Raw genomic sequence first — 24,881 nt, forward strand, 5'->3', positions numbered from 1 at the left:
AACTTGGTCGATCCCTGAAACTGACTGACCTGCCTGTGGCCTTTTTTCCTGGAGCGTGCCGTCATGGCCAACGAACTCTATACCCGCACCAACCAGAAGATTTTCTACGCCGGCCTCGCCCTGGAAGCCCTGGGCAAAGCCGAGGAGAGCCGGGCAATGAATGCCCTGGCGCTGATCCAGGCCGAACGCGAAGCGGCGGTGTTTCATCTGTATGGCGCGTTGCTCGGGTTGTGCCATGAGATTGCCGGTTTCTACCGCTTGCCCCAGGCCGCGGCGCCGCGGGCCGAGTTGTTGCTGACCCGTGAGGCGCTGGAAACGATCGCCATCCCTGAAATGGCCGAGCTGGTGGAGCTGGCCCAGAATCGACAAACCTGGCTGGCCCGTCTGATCAGTGCCCATGCCGCTTTGTATCTGCCGCCCCAGGCGCCCAGGAAGGCCAAGGGCGACGTGCTGCAGCCGTTGATCGTGGCGGTCAGCCTGGATGAGGAAGAAGCGCCCGAGTTGGGGCGTGAGGAGCTGGAGAGCTGGCGGCAGAACCTGAAGGCGCTGGCGATCCGTTTTCGCGACGGGCTAAACGAATGCTGAGTGATTGAACACGCATATGGATGAACGGAAGGTGATTATTTTGCCGTCTTTTTCTTCGCTAAAAGTAGTATCCATCTGTCAGATGTTCATCAAGCGGTAAAGAAAGCACTGCAGTTCCTCTGCGAGGTGCCAGCAATGACTGATATAATGCTGGCCTTTCGTGGAGAACAGACATTATGCCTACGTCCTTTCTAGAAATTGTCGAGCTGCCGGACGGCCGTATCGAGCTGCGTCGGGCCGAGGACGAAGGTTCTCTGGTCACCCTTAACTTTTCCGAAGATGCCAAGGCGTTCCTGCAGGGCCAGCATGTCGAGGTGGCGAAGGCCATGTTGAGCGTGGGCGTGCAGATGGCTGGGCGTTTGGTCGAAGGTGATATCGAGAAAGACGACGGCGGGCCACGGGTTCTTCACTGAGCCGAGGCTCGTTCGGCGTTGGACAGCGTTTCAGATCGGCTTCTCTATTCTGGAGAAGCCCTGAGACGATTGGTGTGTAATATCGGCCCTGACGGCCGCTCAATCAGTCAGCCCAAACGAATATTCAGACTTTGCGCATCGCCTTGACGGGCCGCGCTGATCAACTGTTGGCGAGCGTTCGCGTTCAGCGGGTTCAGCCAACTGACCACGGTGTGGCTGCGGCCCAGGCGCAAGGCTTCACAGGTCAATTGCAGGGCGTTTTGGGCGCTGCTCGGCTGCAACAGCAGAATCCGCTCGCGGTTGAGTCCGGCATCCCGCAGCCAGGCCTGTGTCAGGCTTGCTGGCGGCGCGATCAGGGTCAGCCAGCGGGCCTCCTGATCCTGGCTCAACTCTCGCAGGATCGGGGCCAGCAGGCTCAGGCAACTCCCGGCAGCGCCCCGCAACGACAGCTCGCTGAAGACTTCCGGCTCGCTGCTCCAGGGCGCTTCGACCACCTCCTTGAGCAAGGGCGCGAGCGGTTGCGCCATGAACGCCTCAAACAGGGAAAGCTGTGCGTGTTGTGGGGTTTGCTGGAATTGCATGACGCCTCCTTCAGCGGCGAATGACGCCGACACTCAAACCTTCGATGACGAAGTCCTGGTCTTTCAGGTTGACTTCGATGGGGGCGAACTCGGGATTTTCCGCCAGCAGCCAGACCTTGCTGCCTTCGCGCTTGAAGCGCTTGACGGTGACATCGTCGCCGATCCGCGCCACCACGATCTGGCCATTGCGGGCTTCGCGGCAGGTATGCACGGCCAGCAGGTCGCCGTCGAAAATACCGACGTCCTTCATGCTCATGCCGTGAACGCGCAACAGATAGTCGGCCCGGGGATGGAAAAAGGTCGGGTTGATGTTGCAAGATTCTTCGACGTGCTGCTGGGCGAGAATGGGCGCGCCGGCGGCCACGCGACCGATGATCGGCAGGGTGGACTCGTCCGCCTTGGCTTCGAAGCCGGGGATGCGAATGCCACGGGACGCACCCGGGGTCATCTCGATCGCGCCCTTGCGGGCCAGGGCCTTGAGGTGCTCTTCAGCCGCGTTCGGTGACTTGAAGCCCAGCTCTTGGGCAATTTCCGCACGGGTGGGCGGATAGCCATTGTCATCCAGGCAACGTTTGATAAAAGCCAGAATCTCAGCTTGGCGTGGCGTCAGTTTTATCATTTTGAGCGCTCTGTCTTTTTATACAGTGACTGGGATTATATACAGTGCAAAGCGCTTGGCAATCCTCCTTTTTATCGTGTCCGCCAGACGGTCGCCGGAACACGGCAACCGCGCGCTATCGGCAGGGTGGCTACAGGCCACGAGTTGTATGGTTTAATGCCTGACCGGCGGGTCGCGGATGGACCATCGGACTTGACATTCCCGGGGCTGAAACGTATGTTTCAAACAAGTGTTTGTCAGACGGAGTAACCATGGCCCAGTCGGAAACCGTTGAACGCATTCTCGATGCTGCCGAGCAATTGTTCGCGGAAAAAGGTTTCGCCGAGACCTCATTGCGGTTGATCACCAGCAAGGCGGGAGTCAATCTCGCGGCGGTGAACTACCACTTCGGCTCGAAGAAAGCCTTGATCCAGGCGGTATTCTCGCGTTTCCTCGGACCGTTCTGTATCAGCCTCGACCGCGAGCTGGAGCGGCGCCAGGCCAAGCCCGAGGTCAAGCCCGGGCTGGAAGAGCTGCTGGAAATCCTCGTGGAGCAGGCGCTGGTGGTGCAGCCGCGCAGCGGCAACGACCTGTCGATCTTCATGCGCTTGTTGGGGCTGGCCTTCAGCCAGAGCCAGGGCCACCTGCGTCGCTACCTGGAAGACATGTACGGCAAGGTGTTCCGCCGCTACATGCTGCTGGTCAACGATGCCGCGCCGCGGATTCCTCCGATCGAACTGTTCTGGCGCGTGCACTTCATGCTCGGCGCGGCGGCGTTCAGCATGTCGGGGATCAAGGCGTTGCGGGCCATTGCCGAGACCGACTTCGGGGTCAACACCTCCATCGAGCAGGTCATGCGCCTGATGGTGCCGTTCCTGGCGGCCGGCATGCGCGCCGACAGCGGGGTGACCGACGCCAGTATGGCGGCGGCGCAGTTGCGCCCGCGCAGCAAGTCGACGTCGACGCCTGCGGTGGCCAAGGTTTAGGGGCTGTACGAAAACGCGTCGCGCAGGCAGTTTTCGTGCGGCACCTCACGCTACGGGTGGGCGCGCCGGCTTCGATCCGCTAAGCTTGGCGCCCATGCCTGATTTCTTTCCGCTTCAAGCCCTCCTTGCCCGTTCCCGTTTGCCTGGTGCCGTCCATGGCAAGGTGTCGGTGTGCCTGTCCGTCGCTGGCCGGCGCGCGGGGCCGCGAGGGCAACGGGCACTTTTACCCAAGGATTCCCTATGAGTACTGCCCTGCAAGGCTCCCTGATGGTGGACGTCGCCGGTACCTGGCTGACGGCTGAAGATCGCCAGTTGTTGCGCCAGCCGCAAGTCGGCGGCCTGATCATCTTTGCGCGCAATATCGAGCACCCACGCCAGGTCCGCGAGCTGAGCGCGGCCATTCGCGCCGTGCGCCCGGACCTGTTGCTGGCGGTCGACCAGGAAGGTGGGCGGGTGCAGCGCCTGCGCCAGGGCTTCGTGCGCTTGCCGGCGATGCGTGCCATTGCCGACAATCCGAATGCCGAATACCTGGCCGAGCAGTGCGGCTGGCTGATGGCCACCGAGGTCCTGGCTGTCGGCTTGGACCTCAGTTTCGCGCCAGTACTGGACCTGGACTACCAGCGCAGTGCCGTGGTCGGCAGCCGCGCCTTCGAGGGCGACCCCGCGCGCGTGGCGTTGCTGGCCGGGGCGTTTATCCGTGGGATGAACAGCGCCGGCATGGCCGCCACCGGCAAGCATTTCCCCGGCCATGGTTGGGCCGAGGCCGACTCCCATGTGGCGATTCCCACGGACGAGCGCAGCCTGGATGAAATCCGCGCCAACGACCTGCTGCCTTTTACCCGCTTGAGCCGGCAGCTTGCCGCGGTGATGCCGGCCCATGTGATCTATCCGCAGGTCGATGCGCAACCCGCCGGGTTCTCGCGCCGTTGGCTGCAGGAGATTCTGCGTGGCGAATTGCAATTTGACGGGGTTATCTTCAGTGATGACCTGTCGATGGCCGGTGCTCATGTGGTCGGCGATGCCGCCAGTCGGATCGAGGCGGCGTTGTCCGCGGGCTGTGACATGGGCCTGGTGTGCAACGACCGGGCGGCCGCCGAACTGGCCTTGAGTGCCGCCCAGCGCCTGAAGGTCAAGCCGTCGCCGCGTATTGCGCGGATGCGCGGCCAGGCGTTCGCCCGTACCGATTACCGCCAGGAGCCGCGTTGGCTGGTGGCTCTCGGCGCACTCAAAGATGCTCAACTGATTGACTGAGGAAGCTTGCATGACGGTTTACGCAATTATCGGCGGCACGGGCCTGACCCAGCTTGACGGCTTGAGCATTCGTCAGTCGTTGGCGATGGATACACCCTATGGTGCGCCCTCGGCGGATATCCAGGTCGGTGAGTACGCCGGCCGCGACGTGCTGTTCCTGGCGCGTCACGGGCATCCGCACCGTTTTCCGCCGCATCAGGTGAATTACCGGGCCAATCTCTGGGCGCTGAAACAGGCGGGTGCCGAGGCGATCCTGGCGGTCAATGCGGTGGGCGGGATTCATGCGGCGATGGGCACCGGGCATTTCTGCGTGCCGCATCAACTGATCGACTATACCAGCGGGCGCCAGCACACCTACTTCGCCGATGATCTGGAGCAGGTGACCCATATCGACTTCAGCTATCCCTACAGTGAAGGCTTGCGGGCACGGCTGATCGCGGCGCTGGCGGCCGAAGGCTGTGCCTACAGCAGCCATGGCGTCTACGCCTGCACCCAGGGGCCGCGCCTGGAGACCGTGGCCGAGATCGCCCGGTTGGAACGCGACGGCTGCGATATCGTCGGCATGACCGGCATGCCGGAAGCCGCGCTGGCTCGCGAGCTGGAGCTGGAGTATGCCTGTCTGGCGCTGGTGGTGAACCCGGCGGCGGGCAAGTCGACGGCGGTGATTACCATGGCCGAGATCGAGCAGGCCTTACATGACGGCATGGGGCAGGTGAAATCGACCCTGGCGCGGGTGCTGGCAGCAGTGTAATGGCGGAGCGGGGCCTCTGTGTGGATTCATCCGCGAAGAGGCCCTTGAGGTCGTCAAAAGCTTCGCTGCGCTGCGGCGCCCCGACAAGCCGGCTCTGGGCTCAGCCCTCGACTTTGTTGTCTGGCAGCGGGGCGAACAGCGCTTCGATATCGTCGTTCTGCAACTGCCAGTCGCCGGCCTGACGCCCGTCGAGCACGCCGGCGGCCAGGTCCGATTTTTCCTGTTGCAGGTGCTGGATCTTCTCTTCCACCGTGCCGCGGGCAATCATCTTGTAGACGAACACCGGTTTTTCCTGGCCGATCCGATAGGCGCGGTCGGTGGCCTGGTTCTCGGCGGCCGGGTTCCACCACGGATCGTAGTGGATCACCGTGTCGGCTTCGGTCAGGTTAAGCCCCACGCCACCGGCCTTGAGGCTGATCAGGAAAATCTGCAATTTGCCGCTCTGGAAGTCCTTGACCGGCGTGCGCCGGTCGCGGGTCTGTCCGGTCAGCAGGGCATAGGCCACCCCGCGTCTGCGCAATTCGACCTCGATCAGCGAGAGCATCGAGGTGAACTGCGAGAACAGCAGGATGCGCCGGCCTTCGTCGAACAATTCCTCGAGCATCTCCAGCAAACTGTCGAGCTTGCCGGAAGTGCTGCCACGCGTGGGCAGGGGTGCGTCGTTGACCAGGCGCAGGTCGCAGCAGACCTGGCGCAGCTTGAGCAGCGCCTCGAGGATAATGATCTGGCTGCGGGCCACGCCTTTGCGGGTGATCTCGGCACGGACTTTCTTGTCCATGGCTAGGCGCATGGTCTCGTAGACATCGCGCTGGGCTTCGTTGAGTTCGACCCAGTGGATGATTTCGGTCTTGGGCGGCAGCTCGGTAGCCACCTGTTCCTTGGTGCGGCGCAGCAGGAACGGTTTGATCCGGGCGTTGAGGTGTTGCAGGCGGACTTCGCTGGCGTGTTTTTCGATCGGCGTGCGGTAGTCGCGGTTGAAGCTCTTCACATCGCCCAGCCAGCCCGGCAACAGGAAGTGGAACAGCGACCAGAGCTCGCCCAGATGGTTTTCCAGTGGCGTGCCGCTCAGGCACAGGCGTTGCCGTGCGTCCAGTTCGCGGGCGGCCTGGGCGGCCTTGCTGCCGGGGTTCTTGATGTACTGCGCCTCGTCGAGTACCAGCACGTGCAGCGGCTGGGCCTTGAGGCGTTCGATATCCTTGGGCAGCAGGGCGTAGGTGGTCAGCAGCAGGTCGTAGTCCCGCAGGTGCTCGAAATGCTGCTTGCGCCCGGCTCCGTAGAGCGCCAGCACCTTGAGCTGCGGGGTGAAATGCGCGGCCTCGTCCAGCCAGTTGGGAATCAGACTGGTGGGCATCACCACCATGCACGGGCGGTCGAGGCGTCCGGCCTGTTTTTCGCTGAGGATGTGGGCCAGGGTCTGCAGGGTCTTGCCCAGGCCCATGTCGTCGGCGAGGATGCCGCCGACTTCCAGTTGCCGGAGCGATTGCATCCAGCTCAGGCCCTCGTGCTGGTAGGGGCGCAGCGTGGCGTTGAGGCCCTCGGGGATCGCCGCGCTGTTGTCGCGGATGTCCCGCAGGCGCTGGGCGAAGCCGCGGATCTGTTCGCCGCCTTCCCACAGCAGTGACAATTCGTCCAGCGGGTTGAGCCGGGTCGCATCGGCATGGCTCAGGCGCAGGCGGGTAGTGCCGGGCTCTTGCAGGTAGAACTCGCCCAGGGTGTTGAGCACCGGCTTGAGCCGACCATAGGGCAGCGCCACCTGGAGCGATGCATGGCTGCCGCCGGGCGAGGCGGGGATATTCACCAGGATCAGTTCGTCGTCGCGGCGCCGAGCCAGGCGCTCGGGATTGAGCAGTTCGGTATGCGAGCGTACCAGGTTCAACAGGATCGGCAGCAGGCTCAGGCGCTCGCCGTTGACGATGATCCCCAGTTCCAGGTCGAACCAGTCGCGCTCGGGGGCTTCGTCGACCGTGGCGTACCAGTCCTCGACGGGACTGAGGTCGAAGCCGAAGTCGTCCTCGATCTGCAGCTCCCAACCCTGGGCGCGCAGGCCCGGAAGCTCGTTCAGGGTGAAGTTCAGCCAGGCACTGTCATTGACCATTTCGAACAGCTCGCCGGCACTTTCCGGCAGGGCTTTGCTCTGGCGCGTGGCGATCTTGAACCCGAGCAGGCGCAGTTGCTCGCGACAGGCTTTTTCCGCTTCGAGCTGACGCTTGATGCGCAGGCTCTGGTGCTCCTGGCGCAGGATGATGTCGGTGTTTTTCTGACCGCTGACGTATTCGCCCAGGTAGTTGAAGGACAGCGCCGCGCGGTGCTGGATATAGCGTTGCATGCGCCCGTTGCGCGGCTCGAAGGCGCTGAATTCGATACTTGCCAGCCACAGGCGCGGCACCGGCATCAGGTCGTCGATGCATTGTTGCGGCAAGGGTGGTGGCGTACGGGCATCCAGCACGGCCTGGAGTTTTTCCAGCAGCTCGGCGTCCTTTTCCGCCGCGGGGTAGGCCAGGGTTTCCTGGACTTGCAGCAATACGGCGGCGGTATGCTTGCAACGGTTGCGCACCGGGCAGGTGCAGGTGGCGTCGACCACCAGCAGCGTGCCTTTGGCGGACTCGCGCAGATGAATGGTCTGCCGATAGGTATTGCCGCCCGAGCCTTCGCAACTGGCGGTGATGGTGCTGTCACCGGCCTGGACGATCCGCACGCGGTTTTCCAGAGCGTAGCGCCGACCCCGCTCCAGGCTCTGTTCCTTGAAGCGACTGACCCAGGACGGTGCGAGCGGTTTCGTCAGGGTGGGCGTCAGGGACGAGGGCATCGGGCTTTCACTGATCGAGGTTCTGTGGCGGCGCTTCGCGTTTCGATGCGGCGAATGAGGTCACCTTGAGCAGCAGGGCCAGGTGGCCGGCGTCGAGGAAGTTGAGTTGACCATTCTTGGTCTGGCTGGTCTGGTTCAGGCGTTCGCTGGCGCTGACCACGCCGTTGTTGTCGAACTGGTTGACCCAGAACTGCGCTTGCACGTCGGTGAAGCGCTTAAGGGTGAAACTCAGCGTGCCTTCTACCGGGAACTGGCCGAATTGCTCCTGGCCGGCAGTGATCGACACCAGGCTCGGCTGATCGCTCAGGGTCTGTTGCCAGGCCTTGTGCAGCAATACCGTGTAGTTGCCGCTGGCTTCCAGCTTGGCGGTCATCTCGTTGAGGCTGGGGGTGCGCTCCTGGTCGGCGCTGACCGGCTTGGCGCCCTTGGCCCAATCCTCGGGCGCGGGTTGGCTCTGGAAGGGTTGCTCCAGGTTCTGCCGGATCAGGATCATTTCGATCTGATACAGCTCGTCGGCCAGTGCCGCGGGGGCGATCAGGGTCAACAACAGGGCCAGTGAGGGGATCAGGCGCATACGGCGTCCTTCAGGCAGATTTCGGGGTGAGGCGCTCGAACAGCGCCTCCAGTGTGTTGAAGCGTTCTTCGGCGCGTTCCATCGGTACCATGAACTTGAACACGGTGGCGCCTTCGAATTTGTAGCGGTTGGGCTGGCCCTGGATCAGCTTGATCAGCGACAGCGGATCGACCGGGGTGTCCGCGGCGAACTCGATGCGGCCGCCTTGCGGCCCGCCGTCGACCTTCTTGATCCCCAACTGCTCGGCTTGCAACTTGAGCAGGGTCAGGCGCACCAGGTTCTTGGTCGGGTCCGGCAGCAGGCCGAAACGGTCGATCATTTCCACTTGCAGGTCCTTGAGGCCCTCTTCGTCGGTTGCCGAGGCGATGCGTTTGTAGAGAATCAGGCGCGCGTGGACATCCGGCAGGTAGTCTTCGGGAATCAGCGCCGGCAGGCGCAGGTTGATTTCCGGACCGCCGCCCAGGGGCTGGTCGAGATTGGGTTGCTCGCCCTTGCGAATCGCCTTGACCGCCCGTTCGAGCATTTCCATGTACAGGGTGAAACCCACTGCCTGGATCTGTCCGCTCTGGCCGTCGCCGAGCAGTTCGCCGGCGCCACGGATTTCCAGGTCGTTGGTGGCGAGCACGAAGCCGGCGCCGAGGTCCTGGGTATTGGCGATGGCCTCCAGGCGCTTTTCCGCGTCGGGAGTGATCTGCTGGCGACCCGGGGTCAGCAGGTAGGCATAGGCCTGGTGGTGACTGCGTCCGACCCGGCCGCGCAACTGGTGCAATTGGGCCAGGCCGAACTTGTCGGCGCGCTCGATGATGATGGTGTTGGCGCTCGGCACGTCGATGCCGGTCTCGATGATGGTCGAGGCGATCAGCACGTTGAAGCGCTTGTGGTAGAAGTCGCTCATCACCTGTTCGAGGTCGCGCTCGCGCATCTGCCCGTGGCCAATGCCGATGCGCGCTTCTGGCACCAGTTCGGCGAGGTCGGCGGCGCATTTCTCGATGGTCTTGACATCGTTGTGCAGGTAGTAGACCTGGCCGCCACGCAGCAGCTCGCGCAGCAGGGCTTCCTTGACCGTGCTCTTGTTCTGCTCCATGACGAAGGTGCGTACCGACAACCGGCGCGCCGGTGGGGTAGCGATGATCGACAGGTCGCGCATGCCCGACACCGCCATGTTCAGCGTGCGCGGAATCGGCGTGGCGGTCAGGGTGAGGATATCGACTTCGCTGCGCAGGGCCTTGAGCTGTTCTTTCTGGCGCACGCCGAAACGGTGTTCTTCGTCGATGATGACCAGGCCCAGGTTCTTGATCTTCACATCGTCCTGCAGCAGCTTGTGGGTGCCGATGACGATATCGATCTTGCCTTCGGCGAGGTCGGCCACCGCCGCGTTCACTTCCTTGGCGGACTTGAAGCGGCTCATCACTTCCACGCTTACCGGCCAGTCGGCGAAGCGATCACGAAAGCTGTTGTAGTGCTGCTGGGCGAGCAGGGTGGTGGGCACCAGGATCGCCACCTGCTTGCCGCCGTGGACCGCGATAAAGGCCGCGCGCATGGCCACTTCGGTCTTGCCGAAGCCGACATCGCCGCAGACCAGGCGGTCCATCGGCTTGGGCGCGAGCATGTCGGCGCGCACCGCTTCGATGGTGGTCTGCTGGTCCGGGGTCTCCTCGAACGGGAAGCCGGCGCTGAACGTCGCGTAGTCGGCTTTCGGATCGGCAAACGCATAGCCTTCGCGGGCGGCGCGACGGGCGTAGATGTCGAGCAGTTCGGCGGCCACGTCGCGCACCTGTTCGGCGGCCTTGCGCTTGGCTTTCTGCCAGGTTTCCGAGCCCAGGCGGTGCAGCGGGGCGAGGGCGTCGTCGCTGCCGGTGTAGCGGGCAATCAGGTGCAGGTTGGCCACCGGCACATAGAGTTTGGCGCCCTCGGCGTAGGCCAGGGTGAGGAATTCGGCGGCCTGGTTGTCGATCTCCAGGGTCGCCAGGCCCAGGTAGCGGCCGACCCCGTGGTCGATATGCACCACCGGCGCGCCCTCACGCAGTTCGGTGAGGTTCTTGATCACCGCGTCGTTGTTGGCGTCGGCACGTTTTTCCCGGCGTCGGCGCTGCATCACGCGTTGACCGAACAGCGGGCTTTCGGCAATCAGCGCCAAGGCCGGATCGTCCAGCACCAGACCTTCGTCCAACGGGGCGATGGTGATTGCCAGGCGTTCCTTGCCGGCGATGAAGTCCGGCCAGCTGTCGACGGTTTTCGGGCGCAGCTTCAGGCGTTCGAGCAGCTCCAGCAGCACTTCCCGGCGACCCGCGGATTCGGCGGTGAACAGCACGCGGCCGGGGAACTGTTCGAGGAACCCGGAGAGTGCCGCCAGCGGTTGGTTGGCCTTGGCCTCGATCGCCAGGTTCGGCAGCTCGCGGGCGGCGAAGCGTTCGCGGCCGACGCCGGTTTCCACATCCTGCTGGCTGGCGACGACCCGCGGCCAGTTTTTCAGGCGGGCGAAGCAGTCTTCCACCGGCAGGAACAGTTCGGCCGGCGGTAGCAGCGGTCGGGTCGGGTCGACGCGACGTTCCTCGTAACGATTGCGCACGTCGTTCCAGAAATTCTCCGCCGCCTGTTCGATACCCGGCAGGGAGAACACCTGGGTATCCTGGGGCAGGTAGTCGAACAGGGTCGAGGTTTCCTCGAAGAACAGCGGCAGGTAGTACTCGATACCGGCGGGGGTAATCCCGCTGTTCAGGTCCTGGAAGATCGGGCAGCGGCGGAAGTCGACGTCGAAGCGTTCGCGAAAACGCGCCTTGAAGCGGGTCACTGCTTCTTTCTGTAGTGGAAACTCCTTGGCCGGGAGCAGGCGCACCGAGTCGACCTTGTCGATGGAACGCTGGTTTTCCGGATCGAAGGTGCGCAGCGTCTCGATTTCGTCGTCGAACAGGTCGATGCGGTACGGCAGCTTGCTGCCCATCGGGAACAGGTCGATCAGGGCGCCACGCACGGCGAACTCGCCATGTTCGTAGACCGTGTCGACACAGCGGTAACCCGTGGCCTCGAGCCGGGTACGCATCTGCTCCACATCCAGTTTCTGGCCGATATCCAGCACCAGGCTGCTGCCCAGCAGGAACTGGGTCGGGGCCAGGCGGTGCAGGGCGGTGGTGATCGGTACCACCAGGACGCCATGCGCCAGCTCCGGCAGGCGATAAAGGCTGGCGATGCGCTGGGAAATAATGTCCTGGTGCGGTGAAAACAGGTCATAGGGCAGCGTTTCCCAGTCCGGGAAATGCAGCACCGGCAGGTCCGGGGCGAAGAAGCTCAGCTCCTGTTCCAGCCGTTCGGCGCTTTGGCTGTCGGCGGTCAGCAGCAGGGTGAAGCGCTTGGCAGCGCTGGCAGCCTCGGCAATGGCCAGGCTCAGGGCGGCGCCGGGGAGATTGCCCCAGTGCTGTTTACCTGCCGCGGCAGGGAGTAACGGTAGACGCAGAACGGGCACGGAAGGTTGAGCTCCAAGCGTTGCGACAAAGTCGGTAATTGTAACGGTCCCGGGTGCCGCCTGTCAGTTGCAGACTGTTTCTATTACGCATCGGGGGAAATGTAGTGGCTATGACAATAAATAGCGCTTTTCGGCGCGAAATGTAGTGCCATATTGGGCATATTTTTTGAAGGGTTACAGACAAGTCGTCGGCGATCGGCAAATTCCCATCCTGCTGCAGCCCGCGTATTTGCTGGGCTTGCGCGAGGGGTTATTTTTTGAAAAGGGTTTTTGTTGGCGGATGCACGACAGGCGCGCATTGCTCGCAGGGCCACTCGGCGGCATAATGTAGCCCCTTTTTTCAGCCCCTACATGTGGAAGGTTCCCGTGACTCAGAAGCCCGACCAGTGTCTTGGTGAGTGGATTGATCGTGAAGCGCTTGCAGAAGCGATGATCCCGCTTATCGGTCAGCTCTACCGCAATAACAATGTGGTGAGTTCGATCTATGGCCGCAGTCTGATCAACCAGTCTGTCATCGCGATTCTCAAGGCTCACCGCTTTGCTCGCCATCGTCAGAACGATGATGTCGAACTGTCCGTCCACGAGACTTTCCCGCTGCTCAAGGCGATGAGCGAGCTCAAGCTGGGGGCCGCTTCGGTGGACCTGGGCAAGCTGGCCGTGAAATTCAAGGCGCAAGGCAATGGCCGCAGCGCCGAGCAGTTCGTTCGTGAAGAGCTGGCCGATGTGGTCGGTCAGCAGAACGCTTCCGGTCGCAAGGGCACCGACGTGGTGCTCTACGGTTTCGGTCGTATCGGTCGCCTGTTGGCCCGTATCCTGATCGAGAAAACCGGTGGCGGCGATGGCCTGCGCCTGCGCGCCATCGTCGTGCGCAAAGGCGCCGAGAACGACCTGATCAAGCGCGCCAGCCTGCTGCGTCGTGACTCGGTGCACGGTTCCTTCAACGGCACCATCACCATCGACGAAGAAAACAACACCATCACCGCCAACGGTAACCTGATCCAGGTGATCTACGCGAAAAACCCGGCCGAGGTGGACTACACTCAGTACGGCATCAAGAACGCCCTGCTGGTGGACAACACCGGTGTCTGGCGTGACGCCGACGGCCTGGGCCAGCACCTGGTCTGCCCGGGTATCGACCGCGTGGTGCTGACCGCGCCGGGCAAGGGCAAGCTGAAGAACATCGTGCACGGTATCAACCACGGCGAAATCACCGCCGAGGACAAGATCGTTTCCGCGGCGTCCTGCACCACCAACGCCATCGTGCCGGTGCTCAAGGCTGTCAACGACAAGTTCGGCATCCTCAACGGTCACGTTGAAACGGTTCACTCGTACACCAACGACCAGAACCTGATCGACAACTTCCACAAGGGCAATCGCCGTGGCCGCGCCGCCGCGCTGAACATGGTGATCACCGAGACCGGTGCCGCCACCGCCGCGGCCAAGGCCCTGCCTGAGTTGGCCGGCAAGCTGACCGGTAACGCGATCCGGGTGCCGACGCCGAACGTGTCGATGGCCATTCTCAACCTGAACCTCGAGAAAGCCACTACTCGCGAAGAGATGAACGAGTACCTGCGCTACATGGCGCTGCACTCGGATTTGCACAAGCAGATCGACTTCGTCAACTCCCAGGAAGTGGTGTCCACCGACTTCGTTGGTTCGCGCCACGCCGGTGTGGTCGACGCCGAGGCGACCATCTGCAATGACAACCGCGTTGTGCTGTACGTCTGGTACGACAACGAGTTTGGTTACAGCTGCCAGGTGGTCCGTGTGATGGAAGACATGGCCGGGGTCAACCCGCCTGCGTTCCCGCGCTAAGCACTCGCCGTATATGAAAAACGCCCCGACTTGTCGGGGCGTTTTTCATGGGGGAATGGTGTAAGGAATTTGTCGTCAGGGTTGTTTAGATGTGCAAGTGGGGCGATGTTTTATATCGCTTTAGTCTGGCAAGTTGTTCAGTTGAGGTAATATCAATATAGGTGGAATTTCAATTTTATTTTTTAATAAATTAAAACGCCAGGAAAAATAATTACTTGCGGATCGGCTGTTGGATGTACTCATTTAATGGATCCATTTTTGAGGGTGCTAGATAATTGGCGTCATGAAAATGTTCGTGCTGAGACGCTTGACACTGGAAAAGACTGAACTTAGTGTCGCCTCTGACAACGCCCGAGCTTGCCAAGAACTAGCTATCAAAATGCCTGTGTTTAGCCATCAGGCAGCGGCAAGATTCGTCAGGTTCCTTTCCGTAATAAACAGGCAACAAAAGTAGTGGATAAGTGGTCACTATGATCGGATGCCAACTTCCAAAAAGACAGGAATATCATTCCTGCTCACAACACTAAGAAACCAACTAAGTCAGGCTGATCGAGTGGTCGTCTGATGTAGGGACATCTTTGCTGGTAACACCTGCTTTATGCCTTTCACGATAACGTGCGGCTATTGGCTGCTTGTTGAGAATGAATGTCTTCATGTCCTATCGGGAGAGCCTGACATGACCGAAGAAGAGCGCACAAGGCACTTTCCATTGTCCCTGTTACCCCGTCTGGCGGGGGTGGGCATCCTGCTCTTTATCCTGTGGCTGTTGTTGTCGACCTTGTTCATGCCGTTGCTATCGACTTCGGCTACTCGAGCCATTCTCAATGCTCCGGTGATTTTGCTGACCACACCCATCGATGGTGTCGTGAGTTCCCTCGACATCAAGTCGGGAACCGCCTTTGTCCAGGGCGAGAAGCTTGCCGTGGTGGAAAATCCCCGGGCCAATCAAGACACCTTGCTGACCTTGCAAACCCGGCGCTTGAGCCTGGAGCAGGAGTTGTCGTCTTCCCTCAGTCAGTTCGAACACGACCAGCAGTACTACCAGGCACTGGAGAAAATCAGCCAGCAATACCAGACGGCTTTCCATACCCGTCAGTTATATGGCCAGAAAGCCCTGCGCGCCGAAAGTTTCGCCGCCAGCGCGCGCTTGAAGGAGGCTGAGGAAACCGTGGAGCGCAATCTGGAGTTGTTCCGCCAGGGCGCGATCAGTGGTGCGTTGGTCGAGTCGTCGAAATCCCAGTTGGCCTCGTTGCAGGGGGCCGCGGAGACAGTCAGGTCGCAATTGGGCATCAGCAATGGCGATTTGAGCGCGGCCAATCAGCAGGTCTACCTGGATCCCGACCAGTTGCGCATGTTCGATCTCAACTCACATTTGGTCACCTTGAAGCTGAGCCTGGACAACCAGGAGCACAATCGCTCGACAATAGAACAGGAACTGCAAAAGCTCGATGCGCTGATCGAGGCGGAAAACAGCCGGATCAAATTGATGTCCGGCTATGACGTGGTGGCCTATTCCGCCGGGACGGTCCAGGAGGTGGTGGCCCCCCAAGGCACGCTGGTGCGCGCCGGTTCGACCCTGGTGCGCGCCACCAATTGCGGGGAAAGCTATGTCATCGCGGTATTTCCCGAGCGGGTAGCGAGCAAGATTGATCGCGACACGGTGTTGACGGTGAACATCCGTGGCCTGGATGAGCCACTGAGTGCCAAGGTCGTGCAACTGTTGTCCCATTCATCGGACCTGCAACCGGGGACTTACAGCGTGCCGTTCCCCTATGCCGAGCAGAACTCGGTGTATGTGGTCGCTACCTTTGCCGCGAATCTCAGTGACAAACAACGCAGCATGGTGTGCAAGCCCGGGCTCTGGGCCTCCGCCGAGGTCGCCGGCAAATGAGCCGCTGGCGCGTCGTGGCCTGGATGCTTGGCGGGTTGTTGCTGGGATCCGGGCAGGTGGCCTGGGCGGTGTCACCGCGCATGCAACTGGCGACGGCCACTTGTGCCGCACTGGAGCAGGCGACACGGGCCTATCCTGGTTCCGATCCGGTGCTGCTGACCAGCTATCCGGCGCTGGACGGACAGCCACCGGCGATACTGGCCCTGCGCGGGGTGGCCTTCACTTATGACAACGCCCTGGCCAGCATCGCCTTGTTTGCCTGCGGCAAGGCGCAGTCGGCCCGCAGGCTGGCCGATGCCCTGGTATTCGCAGTGGAACATGATCCCGAGTACGGCGACGGGCGCTTGCGCAATGCCTATGCGGCCGGTCCGGTCAAGGGCCGGGTCATGGGCTTGTCAGGGTATTGGAGCACTGAGCGCAACGCCTGGAGCCAGGATGCCTATCAGGTCGGCAGTGCCACCGGCAATCAGGCCTGGGGGGCGCTCGCGCTGCTGGAGGCTTTCCGCCAGACCGCCGAGCCGTCCTACCTTGATGCGGCCCGCCGGGTGCTGCGCTGGGTCCAGCAGAACACTTACGACAATCAGGCACCTGCGGGTTTCAGCGGTGGCGTCTATGGCTACCTGAATCGGCAGGTCCGGCAAGGCTGGAAGTCCACCGAGCATAATGTCGACCTGGTGGCCGCCTGGACCGCGCTCGACCAGCTGTCGACGGACGCGGATGCTCGGCTCCAGGCGCAGGTTGCCCGGCGCTTCGTGCAGAGTCAGTGGGATGAGTGGGAAGGGCGTTTCCTGATTGGCACGGGAGAAGACGGCCAAACCTCGGATCGCCTGCGCTCAGGGCTGGATGCGCAGCTCTGGCCGTTGCTGGCGGTCCCCGAGCCACCGCCGGACTGGCGTCGGGTGTTTGCTTTTATTGACCAAAGCCACCGTTTTGCCGACGGCTACGGCTTCAACCGCAACCCCGACGGGGTCTGGACCGAGGGCACCGCCCAGGCCGCGGCAGTCGCGCGCCTGAGTGGTTTGCCCGACAGGGCCCGACCTTTGTGGGCGGTACTGCTGGCGCTGCAGGCCGGTCACGGTTGGCTGCTGGCGACGCCGCAGGCGCAAATCAGCACCGGCCTGGCCATCGGCCCGGACTCGCCGAACAACGATTTCTTCTACTACCACCTGCCTCATCTGGGCGCCACGGCATGGGCCGCTATCGCGGCCACCGGCGTCAACCCCTTTACCGGCTCTCAGGAGGCTGACTGATATGCAGGCACTGGACGCGTTGCAGCTTGTGCAAATCAATTTCTGGACCCTGGCGCTGGTCATTCTCTTCAGTTGCCTGACCCGGCGTGAGCAATGGGGTGCCCGAGCCGGCTTTGGTGCGATCACCGCCGTGCTGCTGATCAATTACGCCGCCTGGCGCATCCGCGACACCTTGCCCGACAGCCAGAGTGGATTTGCCGCGGTATGGGCCTATGCCTTTTTGTTTTTCGAGATGATGGCCATTGGTTATACGCTGTTCTCCATTATCGTCATGCTCTGTCGCAGCGATCACCGCGCCAGTGCCGATGCCGGCGAGCGCCGCTTGCGAGCGGCCGGGCGCGCCGTGCCGGCAGTGGATGTGTTTATCGCCACCTACAACGAAGGCCTGGAGATCCTGGAGAAAACCATTATTGCCGCCCAGGCCATCGATTACCCCAACTTCACTGTCTGGGTGCTGGACGATACCCGGCGCGACTGGTTGCGCGACTATTGCGCCGAGGCCGGCGTGCAATACGCCAGGCGTGCGGACAATACCCACGCCAAGGCCGGTAATCTGAACAATGGGCTGCGCCAGTCGGCAGCCAGCAGCAATGCGCCGTACATCCTGGTGCTGGACGCCGACTTCGCCGCCCAGCGACCGATCCTGATGCGCATCCTGGGGTTGTTCGACGACCCACGGGTGGGCCTGGTGCAGACCCCGCAGTTCTACTACAACCCGGATCCGATCCAGCACAACCTTGGCTCGTCCGACTGCTGGGTGGACGAGCAACGAGTTTTCTTCGATGTCTTCCAGCCGGCCAAGGACGGCTGGGACGCGGCGTTTTGCGTGGGTACCTCCTTTGTGGTGCGGCGCGACCTGATTACCCGTATCGGTGGGTTCCCCACCGGTTCGGTCTGCGAGGACATCTACACCACCTGCCGGCTGCTGCAACAAGGCTATGTGACCCGCTGGCTCAATGAGCGGCTGTCCATCGGCTTATCGGCCGAGGGCTTGACCGAATACATCAACCAACGCGCGCGCTGGTGCTTGGGAACCATTCAGGTCGCGCTGTTGAAGGAGGGGCCGCTGCGCGGCGGTGGCTACCGTCTCAATGACCGCATGCATTATCTGCACGGTCTGATGCACTGGTTCTCCAAGCCTTTCATCCTGATGCTGCTGGTGTCACCGGTGCTCTACTGGTACTTCGGCATTGCCGGGTTCTATGCCAAACCCGTGGATTTCCTGGCCTTTGGCATGCCGGCACTGATCGCCTTCTGGGGGTATGGCACCTGGGTCACGGCACGGCGAACCTTGCCGGTGTTCACCGAAGTCACGCAGATCGTCGCGTCCCTGGCGGTCACCGCGACGATTGCCAGTGCAATGATTCGTCCGTTCGGCCGTCCTTTCAAGGTGACCGCCAAGGGCCTCGACCGCACCCGCACGTTGATCCACTGGAAGCTGTTCGGGTTCTTTCTGGCCTTGATCCTGTTCTCCCAGGTGGGTGCGTTCACCGCCATTGCCACGGCTGCGGCCTTCGACGGCAACATGTTGTTCAACCTGTGCTGGACCGTGGTCGCGCTGATCTACAACCTGGCAACGCTGGTAGCCTGCGTTGACCGACCGCGGTTGCATGGCGAGGAACGCTTTCCCTTCGATGAAGCCACGGGCTTGCGCCTGGGGACGAAAACCTTTGCGGCGCGTCTGGTGGATGTTTCAGTCAGCGGGGCGTCCTTGTCTTGCAGCTTGGCCGCCTCGATCAAGCCGGGTGTCCGTGGGCAATTGTGGATCCGCTCGCTCGGATGGCTGGGCGTCGAGGTCATGCGCAACCAGGGGGACGATCGCCTGGGGTTGCGTTTTGTCGACCTTGATGAAGGGCTGCGCCAGCGTCTTATTGCCCGGCTGTTCAGTGACGCCAGCGTCAACGTGGCCAGCCAGGCGGCGCCGGCCATGGCCTTTGGCACCTTGTTGCGCCGTTCGCTGTTGGGTGAGCGACGTTCACGGCCGTCGTTCTCGCGGCCATCCAGGGTGCCGTCATATGAAGCGCTGGCGCGTTATCGACCGGCTGCCGTGCGTTTGCCTGAACCGTCCCTGTCACGGGTGGCCGGGGCCCGTGGTGGCCTGTGGGATGCCCTGGTTTCACCCTTGCGAGCCTTGTTGGGTTTGCGTTGATAGAGGTGGATCATGAACCGTTGCCTACCTTCGACTTGTCTGATGTCCCTGTTTTTGCTCAGCGCTTGTTCGCTGGAACCGGCCTACGAAAAACCCGATGCGCCGATCGACAAGCAATGGCCGGCCAGCTCGGCAGGCTCCTGCTGTTCGGCCAGGGAGGCGTTCGATCACGACTGGCATGGGTTTATCGTCGATCAGCGGCTGCGTTCGCTGATCGAGCTGGCGTTGGACAACAATCGCGGCCTGCGTCAGTTCGCCGCCAGCGTGGAAGAGGCCCGGGCCGGCTATGCCAGTGCGCAGTCGGCGTTGTTTCCCTCGATCGGCATCGATACCTACGCCGGGCGCAGCAAGTTGCCGCCGCTGGTGCGCACGCCGGGAGGCGGGGACAGTGCGGGCAGCATCGCCAACACCTTCCAGGCGACGGCCGGCTTTACCTCCTACGAGCTGGATCTGTTCGGACGCATACGTAGCCAGAGAAGCGCTGCCGGCGCTCGTTTCGAAGCCTCCGAGGCGGATTATCAGACGGCTCGGCTGGCGCTGATCGGGGAGGTCGCGAGCACCTGGTTGAGCCTCAAGGCCAATCAGAACCTGCTGGATCTGGCTCAGACCACCTACGAGGCCCAGAACAACTACGGGCAGTTACTGCGCAAGAGCTACAACCTGGGTTCCAGCGCGCAGATCGATGTGCATCAGGCCGATGCGCAAACCAATACCGCGGCGGTGCAGATCAACACCTATCGCATGCAAGTGGCGCAGAACATGAACGCCTTGCGGGTCCTGGTGGGGCAGCCGGTGCCCGCCGCCCTGCTGCCCAGCGGGGTGTTGGGCGAGTCCCTGGCCACCGCCGATGTACCGGCCGGGCTGCCTTCGTCACTGATGGAGCGGCGCCCCGACATCATGGCGGCCGAAGCTTTGCTGCGTGCGGCCAATGCGGACATTGGCGCGGCGCGCAGCGCCTACTTCCCGAGCTTTTCCCTGACTTCGGCGCTGGGCAGCTTGAGTGGCGATTTTTCCCGCTTGCTCAGCGCCCCGGCGCAGTTCTGGTCGACCGCCCTGAGCGGTTCCCTGACGCTGATCGACGGTGGTGCCCGACGGGCTCGGGTGGATGCGGCGCATGCGCGATTCGATGGCCGGACCGCGGCCTATGAGGCGACGGTGCAGAATGCCTTTCGCGAGGCGGCCGATGCGCTCAATGCCCGTCAGGAGATGCTCGTCCAGGTCGCGGCGCAGAAGCGTCTGGTGGAGGATTACCAGGAGGCCTATCGACAGTCGCGCTTGCGTTTCGAGGCGGGCATGGACAGCTATTTCTCGACGATGGATGCCCATCGTTCGCTGTTCGAGGCGCAGCAGAAATGGTCGCAACTGGAACTGGCGCGGGAGATCAATCAGGTGAACCTGTACAAGGCCCTGGGAGGGGGGTGGAGCCAGTCGTTGAAGGTCGCCGATAAGCGCTGATGACGACGGGCAAGCCCGGGTCTGACTTGGCAAACCGCGCGTCGCGTCCATGCCGCGCGCGGTGTGAACAGCCAGCGCCCGTGCAGGCGCCGGCTGGCTGGCGAAGGCGTCTGCTCAGCCGCGGCTGGACACTGCCATCTGTGCGGTGCGCAGTTCGTGCTTGTTGCCACGGAACAACACCAGGGTCGCGATCAAGCCCAGTACTGCCGCGGCGCTGAGCCAGATGCCCGGTGCCGCCTTGTTGTCCAGCACGTGGATCAGGTAGGTGCAGACCGCCGGGGTAAAGCCGCCGAAGGTCGCTGTCGCCAGGCTGTAGGCCAGGGAGAAACCGGTGGTCCGCACATCGACCGGCATGATCTCGGTCAGGGCCACCACCATGGCGCCGTTGTAGGAGCCATAGAGGAACGACAGCCACAGCAAGGCAATCAGCAGGTGACTGAAGCTCGGGGCCGACACCAGCCAGGACAGCACTGGATACGCGGTGAGGATCGCCAGGATGGTTGCCGCCAGCAGCAGCGGTTTACGCCCGATCTTGTCGGACAGCGCACCCATGACCGGCAGCCAGAAGAAGTTCGACAGGCCGACGCACACGGTCACCAGCAGGGCATCGAAGTCCGACAGGTGCAGTTCGGCCTTGCCGAAGGTCGGGGTGTAGGCGGTGATCAGGTAGAAGGACACGGTGGTCATGATCACCAGGGCCATGCCCGCCAGCACCAGGCCGAAATTCTGGCCGATCGAGCGCATCACTTCCGACAAGCTCGGACGATGTTTGCGGGCCTGGAACTCCGGGGTTTCTTCCAGCGAGCGACGGATGATGAAAATCGCCGGAACGATCATGCAGCCGACCAGGAACGGTACGCGCCAGCCCCAATCACCCATTTGCTCAGGGCTCAGCCAGTGGTTGAGGCCCACGCCCAGGAGGCCGGCGAACACCACCGCGGCCTGCTGGCTGGCGGACTGCCAGCTAACGAAAAAGCCTTTGCGGCCCGGGGTCGAGATCTCGGCCAGGTAGACCGAGACACCGCCCAGTTCGACGCCGGCGGAGAAGCCTTGCAGCAGCCGGCCAAGCAACACCAGCAGCGGTGCGGCGACGCCCAGGGTCGAATAGCCCGGCACACAGGCGATCAGTACCGTGCCCGCGGCCATCAGGGCCAGGGTGATGATCAGGCCCTGGCGACGGCCGTGACGGTCGATGTAGGCACCGAGAAAAATCGCCCCCAGTGGACGCATCAGGAAGCCGGCGCCAAAGGTCGCCAGCGAGAGCATCAGGGACGCGAAGGCGCTGTCGTTGGGAAAGAAGGTCTTGGCAATGGCCGTGGCATAGAAGCCATAAACCATGAAGTCGAACATCTCGAGGAAGTTGCCGCTGACAACGCGAAAGATCGCCTTGCCCTTGCCTGTATTTGAGGCCATTTTTTCACTCACTTTATCTGTCTTATAAGCAATCCGTCGTCTCTGCTCGTCCTCACTGAACCTTTCAGGCATACGCACGCTGGCAGAACAGTTTTGTAACGATATGTGTAATAGGGGCGCCAGGCAACAAAAAAACCTGGCTTGCTGGCTAAATGGCACAACCCTTGATCTAGACACCTTCCGGTAGGCGTTCGGAAGGGTCGATCCAGTGCCGCGAACAGAAGATTGGCAATAAGCAGGCGCTTGTCTGGCGCATAATGGCCAACCTCGAGAAGAGTCTTCCTGGAAACCATGTCAAATCCACAGGCCATCGCGCCTTTGCTACGAGCCCTGCTGTTGAGTGGCGCCTTTGTCCTGCTCGCCGGTTGCGGTAATGCTGACTCGCTGGAACAGTTCGGTGGCCCGACCATGGGCAGCACCTATTCCATCCAGTATGTTCGGCACCCCGGCGGGCCGGCGGTCGCCGAGGTCAAGCCCGAGGTCGAGGCGATCCTGGCAGCGGTGGACCGGCAGATGTCGACCTATCGCGCCGACTCGGATATCGAACGTTTCAACGAGCTGCCAGCCCAAGGTTGCCAGGTCATGCCGGCTTCGATCCTGGAACTGGTGCGTGTTGGCGAACAGCTGTCAACGGACAGCGACGGTGCCTACGACCTGACGGTCGAGCCCTTGATGAACCTCTGGGGTTTTGGTCCGCAGGGGCGGCAGGAAAAGGTGCCGGACGCGGCGCAATTGGCCGAGGTGCGCCAGCGCGTCGGCTACCGCCATCTGCGTATCGACGGCGAAAAACTGTGCAAGGATGCCGCCGTGGAGGTGGACTTCAACAGCATCGCGGCGGGTTATACGGTGGACCGTATCGTCGAACGGCTGAAGGCGATGGGGCTCGACAGTTTCCTCGCCGAAGCCACCGGCGAACTGAAGGCGCTGGGCAAGAAGCCCGATGGCCAACCCTGGCGGATCGCGCTGGAGGTGCCGCGGGGCGACGAGCAGGTGGCGCAGCGGATCGTCGCCCTGGACGGCTATGGCGTTTCCACGTCGGGCGATTACCGTAATTATTTCGAGCAGGACGGCAAGCGCTATTCCCATACCTTCGACGCCCTGACCGGGGCGCCCATTACCCATAACCTGGCGTCGGTCACGGTGATCGATCCTTCGACGCTGATGGCCGACGGTCTGTCGACCCTGTTGCTGATACTGGGCCCCGAGCGCGGCTGGGATTATGCGGAAAAACACGCGATCGCCGCACTTTTTGTGATGCGTGCCGATACAGGTTTCGTCACACGGACCAACCAGGCGTTCGAGCGCCTGGTCAAGGGTGACGGGCATAACATGTAGTGCAGGCAAAGCTGGCCTACGACGCGACCAAGGGTTAATGTGCGCGGCGTTGATGCTTCTATAGACTGCACACCGAGATTTGATCCTTCATGTCGCTGGCCGCGACATGATTTAGCCGCAGGTGCCAGAGGGGTGCCTCGGCCCGTTCTGAGGAGTACGCATGGCTGTCTACAACTACGACGTAGTGGTGTTGGGTTCCGGCCCGGCGGGTGAAGGGGCGGCAATGAACGCCGCGAAAGCTGGGCGCAAGGTGGCAATGGTCGACAGCCGTCGCCAGGTCGGCGGTAACTGCACGCACCTGGGCACCATCCCGTCCAAGGCCTTGCGTCACTCGGTCCGGCAGATCATGCAGTTCAACACCAATCCGATGTTCCGGGCCATTGGCGAGCCGCGCTGGTTTTCCTTTCCGGACGTGCTGAAAAGCGCCGAGAAGGTCATCTCCAAGCAGGTTGCCTCGCGCACCGGCTACTACGCTCGCAACCGGGTCGATTTGTTCTTCGGTACCGGCAGCTTCGCCGACGAGCAGACCATCGAAGTGGTTTGCGCCAACGGCGTGGTCGAGAAGCTGGTGGCCAAGCACATCATCATTGCCACCGGCTCGCGTCCGTACCGCCCGGCCGACATCGACTTTCACCATCCACGGGTCTACGACAGCGACACCATCCTCAGCCTCGGCCACACGCCGCGCAAGCTGATCATCTACGGTGCCGGGGTGATCGGCTGCGAATACGCATCGATCTTCAGCGGCCTGGGGGTGCTGGTGGAGCTGGTGGATAACCGCGGCCAGTTGCTGAGCTTCCTGGACTCGGAAATTTCCCAGGCCCTGAGCTACCACTTCAGCAACAACAACATCACCGTACGCCACAATGAAGAATACGATCGGATCGAAGGCCTGGATAACGGGGTGATCCTGCACCTCAAGTCTGGCAAGAAGATCAAGGCCGATGCCATGCTCTGGTGCAACGGCCGTACCGGCAACACCGACAAGCTGGGCATGGAAAACATCGGGGTCAAGGTCAACAGCCGCGGCCAGATCGAGGTGGACGAGAACTATCGCACCTGCGTGCCGAACATCTACGGCGCCGGCGATGTGATCGGCTGGCCGAGCCTGGCCAGTGCCGCCCACGACCAGGGTCGTTCGGCGGCGGGCAGCATTGTCGACAATGGTAGCTGGCGCTTCGTCAATGACGTGCCGACCGGCATCTACACCATTCCGGAGATCAGCTCGATCGGCAAGAACGAGCAGGAACTGACCCAGGCCAAGGTGCCGTACGAAGTGGGCAAGGCCTTCTTCAAGGGCATGGCCCGGGCGCAGATCGCCGGCGAACCGCAGGGCATGCTGAAGATCCTGTTCCACCGCGAGACCTTGCAGGTCCTGGGGGTGCATTGCTTCGGCTACCAGGCATCGGAGATCGTGCACATCGGCCAGGCGATCATGAACCAGCCGGGCGAGCAAAATACCCTGAAGTACTTCGTCAACACCACGTTCAACTACCCGACCATGGCCGAAGCCTATCGGGTAGCGGCTTACGATGGCCTCAACCGGCTTTTTTGAGCGACTCCGGCCG

General features: G+C 62.2%; 18 protein-coding genes. 12 read left to right on the top strand and 6 right to left on the bottom strand.

The features are described from left to right. Positions 1-63: 63 nt before the first annotated feature. Positions 64-585 (top strand): DUF6586 family protein, encoded by a 522-nt coding sequence (locus PFEN_RS22735; RefSeq protein ID WP_191488917.1) that lies wholly within the window; start codon positions 64-66, stop codon positions 583-585. A gap of 176 nt (positions 586-761) precedes the next feature. Next, positions 762-998 (top strand): hypothetical protein, encoded by a 237-nt coding sequence (locus PFEN_RS22740; RefSeq protein WP_191488918.1) that lies wholly within the window; start codon positions 762-764, stop codon positions 996-998. A gap of 107 nt (positions 999-1,105) precedes the next feature. Here the strand turns inward: PFEN_RS22740 and sulA are convergent, their stop codons facing one another. Both sulA and lexA read right to left on the bottom strand, forming a co-directional pair. After that, positions 1,106-1,579: an SOS-induced cell division inhibitor SulA gene (gene sulA, locus PFEN_RS22745; RefSeq protein WP_191488919.1), complete on the bottom strand. Its 474-nt coding sequence runs from the start codon at positions 1,577-1,579 to the stop codon at positions 1,106-1,108. A 10-nt stretch (positions 1,580-1,589) separates the two neighbouring features. Further along, positions 1,590-2,198, bottom strand: coding sequence for a transcriptional repressor LexA (lexA, locus tag PFEN_RS22750; RefSeq protein WP_191488920.1), 609 nt, complete (start codon positions 2,196-2,198; stop codon positions 1,590-1,592). Positions 2,199-2,449: 251 nt separating this feature from the next. On the opposite strand from lexA, the gene psrA reads away from it, so the two are divergent. The 3 genes from psrA to PFEN_RS22765 all read left to right on the top strand — a co-directional run bounded on the left by psrA (position 2,450) and on the right by PFEN_RS22765 (position 5,165). Continuing rightward, entirely contained in the window at positions 2,450-3,163 is a 714-nt protein-coding gene (gene psrA, locus PFEN_RS22755) for a transcriptional regulator PsrA (RefSeq protein ID WP_191488921.1), read from the top strand. Positions 3,164-3,415: 252 nt separating this feature from the next. Next, positions 3,416-4,414, top strand: coding sequence for a beta-N-acetylhexosaminidase (nagZ, locus tag PFEN_RS22760; protein WP_191489063.1), 999 nt, complete (start codon positions 3,416-3,418; stop codon positions 4,412-4,414). Positions 4,415-4,424: 10 nt separating this feature from the next. Continuing rightward, positions 4,425-5,165, top strand: coding sequence for an S-methyl-5'-thioinosine phosphorylase (locus PFEN_RS22765; RefSeq protein WP_191488922.1), 741 nt, complete (start codon positions 4,425-4,427; stop codon positions 5,163-5,165). Positions 5,166-5,265: 100 nt separating this feature from the next. Here PFEN_RS22765 and PFEN_RS22770 read toward each other — a convergent pair whose 3' ends face one another. From PFEN_RS22770 to mfd, 3 genes are read right to left on the bottom strand one after another with little or no spacing between them, the layout of a single operon-like run. Continuing rightward, a complete protein-coding gene (locus PFEN_RS22770) occupies positions 5,266-7,959 on the bottom strand; it encodes a DEAD/DEAH box helicase (protein ID WP_191489064.1) in 2,694 nt (897 codons plus the stop codon). A 19-nt stretch (positions 7,960-7,978) separates the two neighbouring features. Further along, entirely contained in the window at positions 7,979-8,545 is a 567-nt protein-coding gene (locus PFEN_RS22775; RefSeq protein WP_191488923.1) for a CsiV family protein, read from the bottom strand. 10 nt (positions 8,546-8,555) lie between these two features. Beyond that, positions 8,556-12,005: a transcription-repair coupling factor gene (mfd, locus tag PFEN_RS22780; RefSeq protein ID WP_191488924.1), complete on the bottom strand. Its 3,450-nt coding sequence runs from the start codon at positions 12,003-12,005 to the stop codon at positions 8,556-8,558. 351 nt (positions 12,006-12,356) lie between these two features. Here mfd and PFEN_RS22785 point away from each other — a divergent pair, with 351 nt between their 5' ends. The 5 genes from PFEN_RS22785 (at position 12,357) to PFEN_RS22805 (ending at position 20,565) form a co-directional block, all read left to right on the top strand. Continuing rightward, positions 12,357-13,820, top strand: a complete 1,464-nt coding sequence (locus PFEN_RS22785) for a glyceraldehyde-3-phosphate dehydrogenase (RefSeq protein ID WP_191488925.1) — start codon at positions 12,357-12,359, stop codon at positions 13,818-13,820. Between the two features lie 676 nt (positions 13,821-14,496). Further along, positions 14,497-15,711, top strand: a complete 1,215-nt coding sequence (locus PFEN_RS22790) for a hypothetical protein (RefSeq protein ID WP_191488926.1) — start codon at positions 14,497-14,499, stop codon at positions 15,709-15,711. Next, positions 15,708-16,961: a hypothetical protein gene (locus PFEN_RS22795; RefSeq protein ID WP_191488927.1), complete on the top strand. Its 1,254-nt coding sequence runs from the start codon at positions 15,708-15,710 to the stop codon at positions 16,959-16,961. Before PFEN_RS22790 ends, PFEN_RS22795 begins: the two co-directional genes overlap by 4 nt. Position 16,962: 1 nt before the next feature. Next, positions 16,963-19,110, top strand: coding sequence for a glycosyltransferase family 2 protein (locus tag PFEN_RS22800; protein WP_191488928.1), 2,148 nt, complete (start codon positions 16,963-16,965; stop codon positions 19,108-19,110). A 42-nt stretch (positions 19,111-19,152) separates the two neighbouring features. After that, positions 19,153-20,565, top strand: coding sequence for an efflux transporter outer membrane subunit (locus PFEN_RS22805; protein ID WP_224771051.1), 1,413 nt, complete (start codon positions 19,153-19,155; stop codon positions 20,563-20,565). A 114-nt stretch (positions 20,566-20,679) separates the two neighbouring features. Here PFEN_RS22805 and PFEN_RS22810 read toward each other — a convergent pair whose 3' ends face one another. Then, the gene (locus PFEN_RS22810; protein WP_191488930.1) at positions 20,680-21,978 is read right to left on the bottom strand and encodes an MFS transporter; all 1,299 of its coding nucleotides are present in this window, start codon (positions 21,976-21,978) and stop codon (positions 20,680-20,682) included. 291 nt (positions 21,979-22,269) lie between these two features. On the opposite strand from PFEN_RS22810, the gene PFEN_RS22815 reads away from it, so the two are divergent. Beyond that, complete coding sequence (locus PFEN_RS22815; protein ID WP_191488931.1) at positions 22,270-23,313, top strand: FAD:protein FMN transferase; 1,044 nt, start codon at positions 22,270-22,272, stop codon at positions 23,311-23,313. A 160-nt stretch (positions 23,314-23,473) separates the two neighbouring features. Continuing rightward, positions 23,474-24,868 (top strand): Si-specific NAD(P)(+) transhydrogenase, encoded by a 1,395-nt coding sequence (gene sthA, locus PFEN_RS22820; protein WP_191488932.1) that lies wholly within the window; start codon positions 23,474-23,476, stop codon positions 24,866-24,868. Positions 24,869-24,881: the final 13 nt, after the last annotated feature.

Origin of the sequence: Pseudomonas sp. FEN (assembly GCF_904067045.1) — a bacterium.
Lineage (GTDB): Bacteria > Pseudomonadota > Gammaproteobacteria > Pseudomonadales > Pseudomonadaceae > Aquipseudomonas.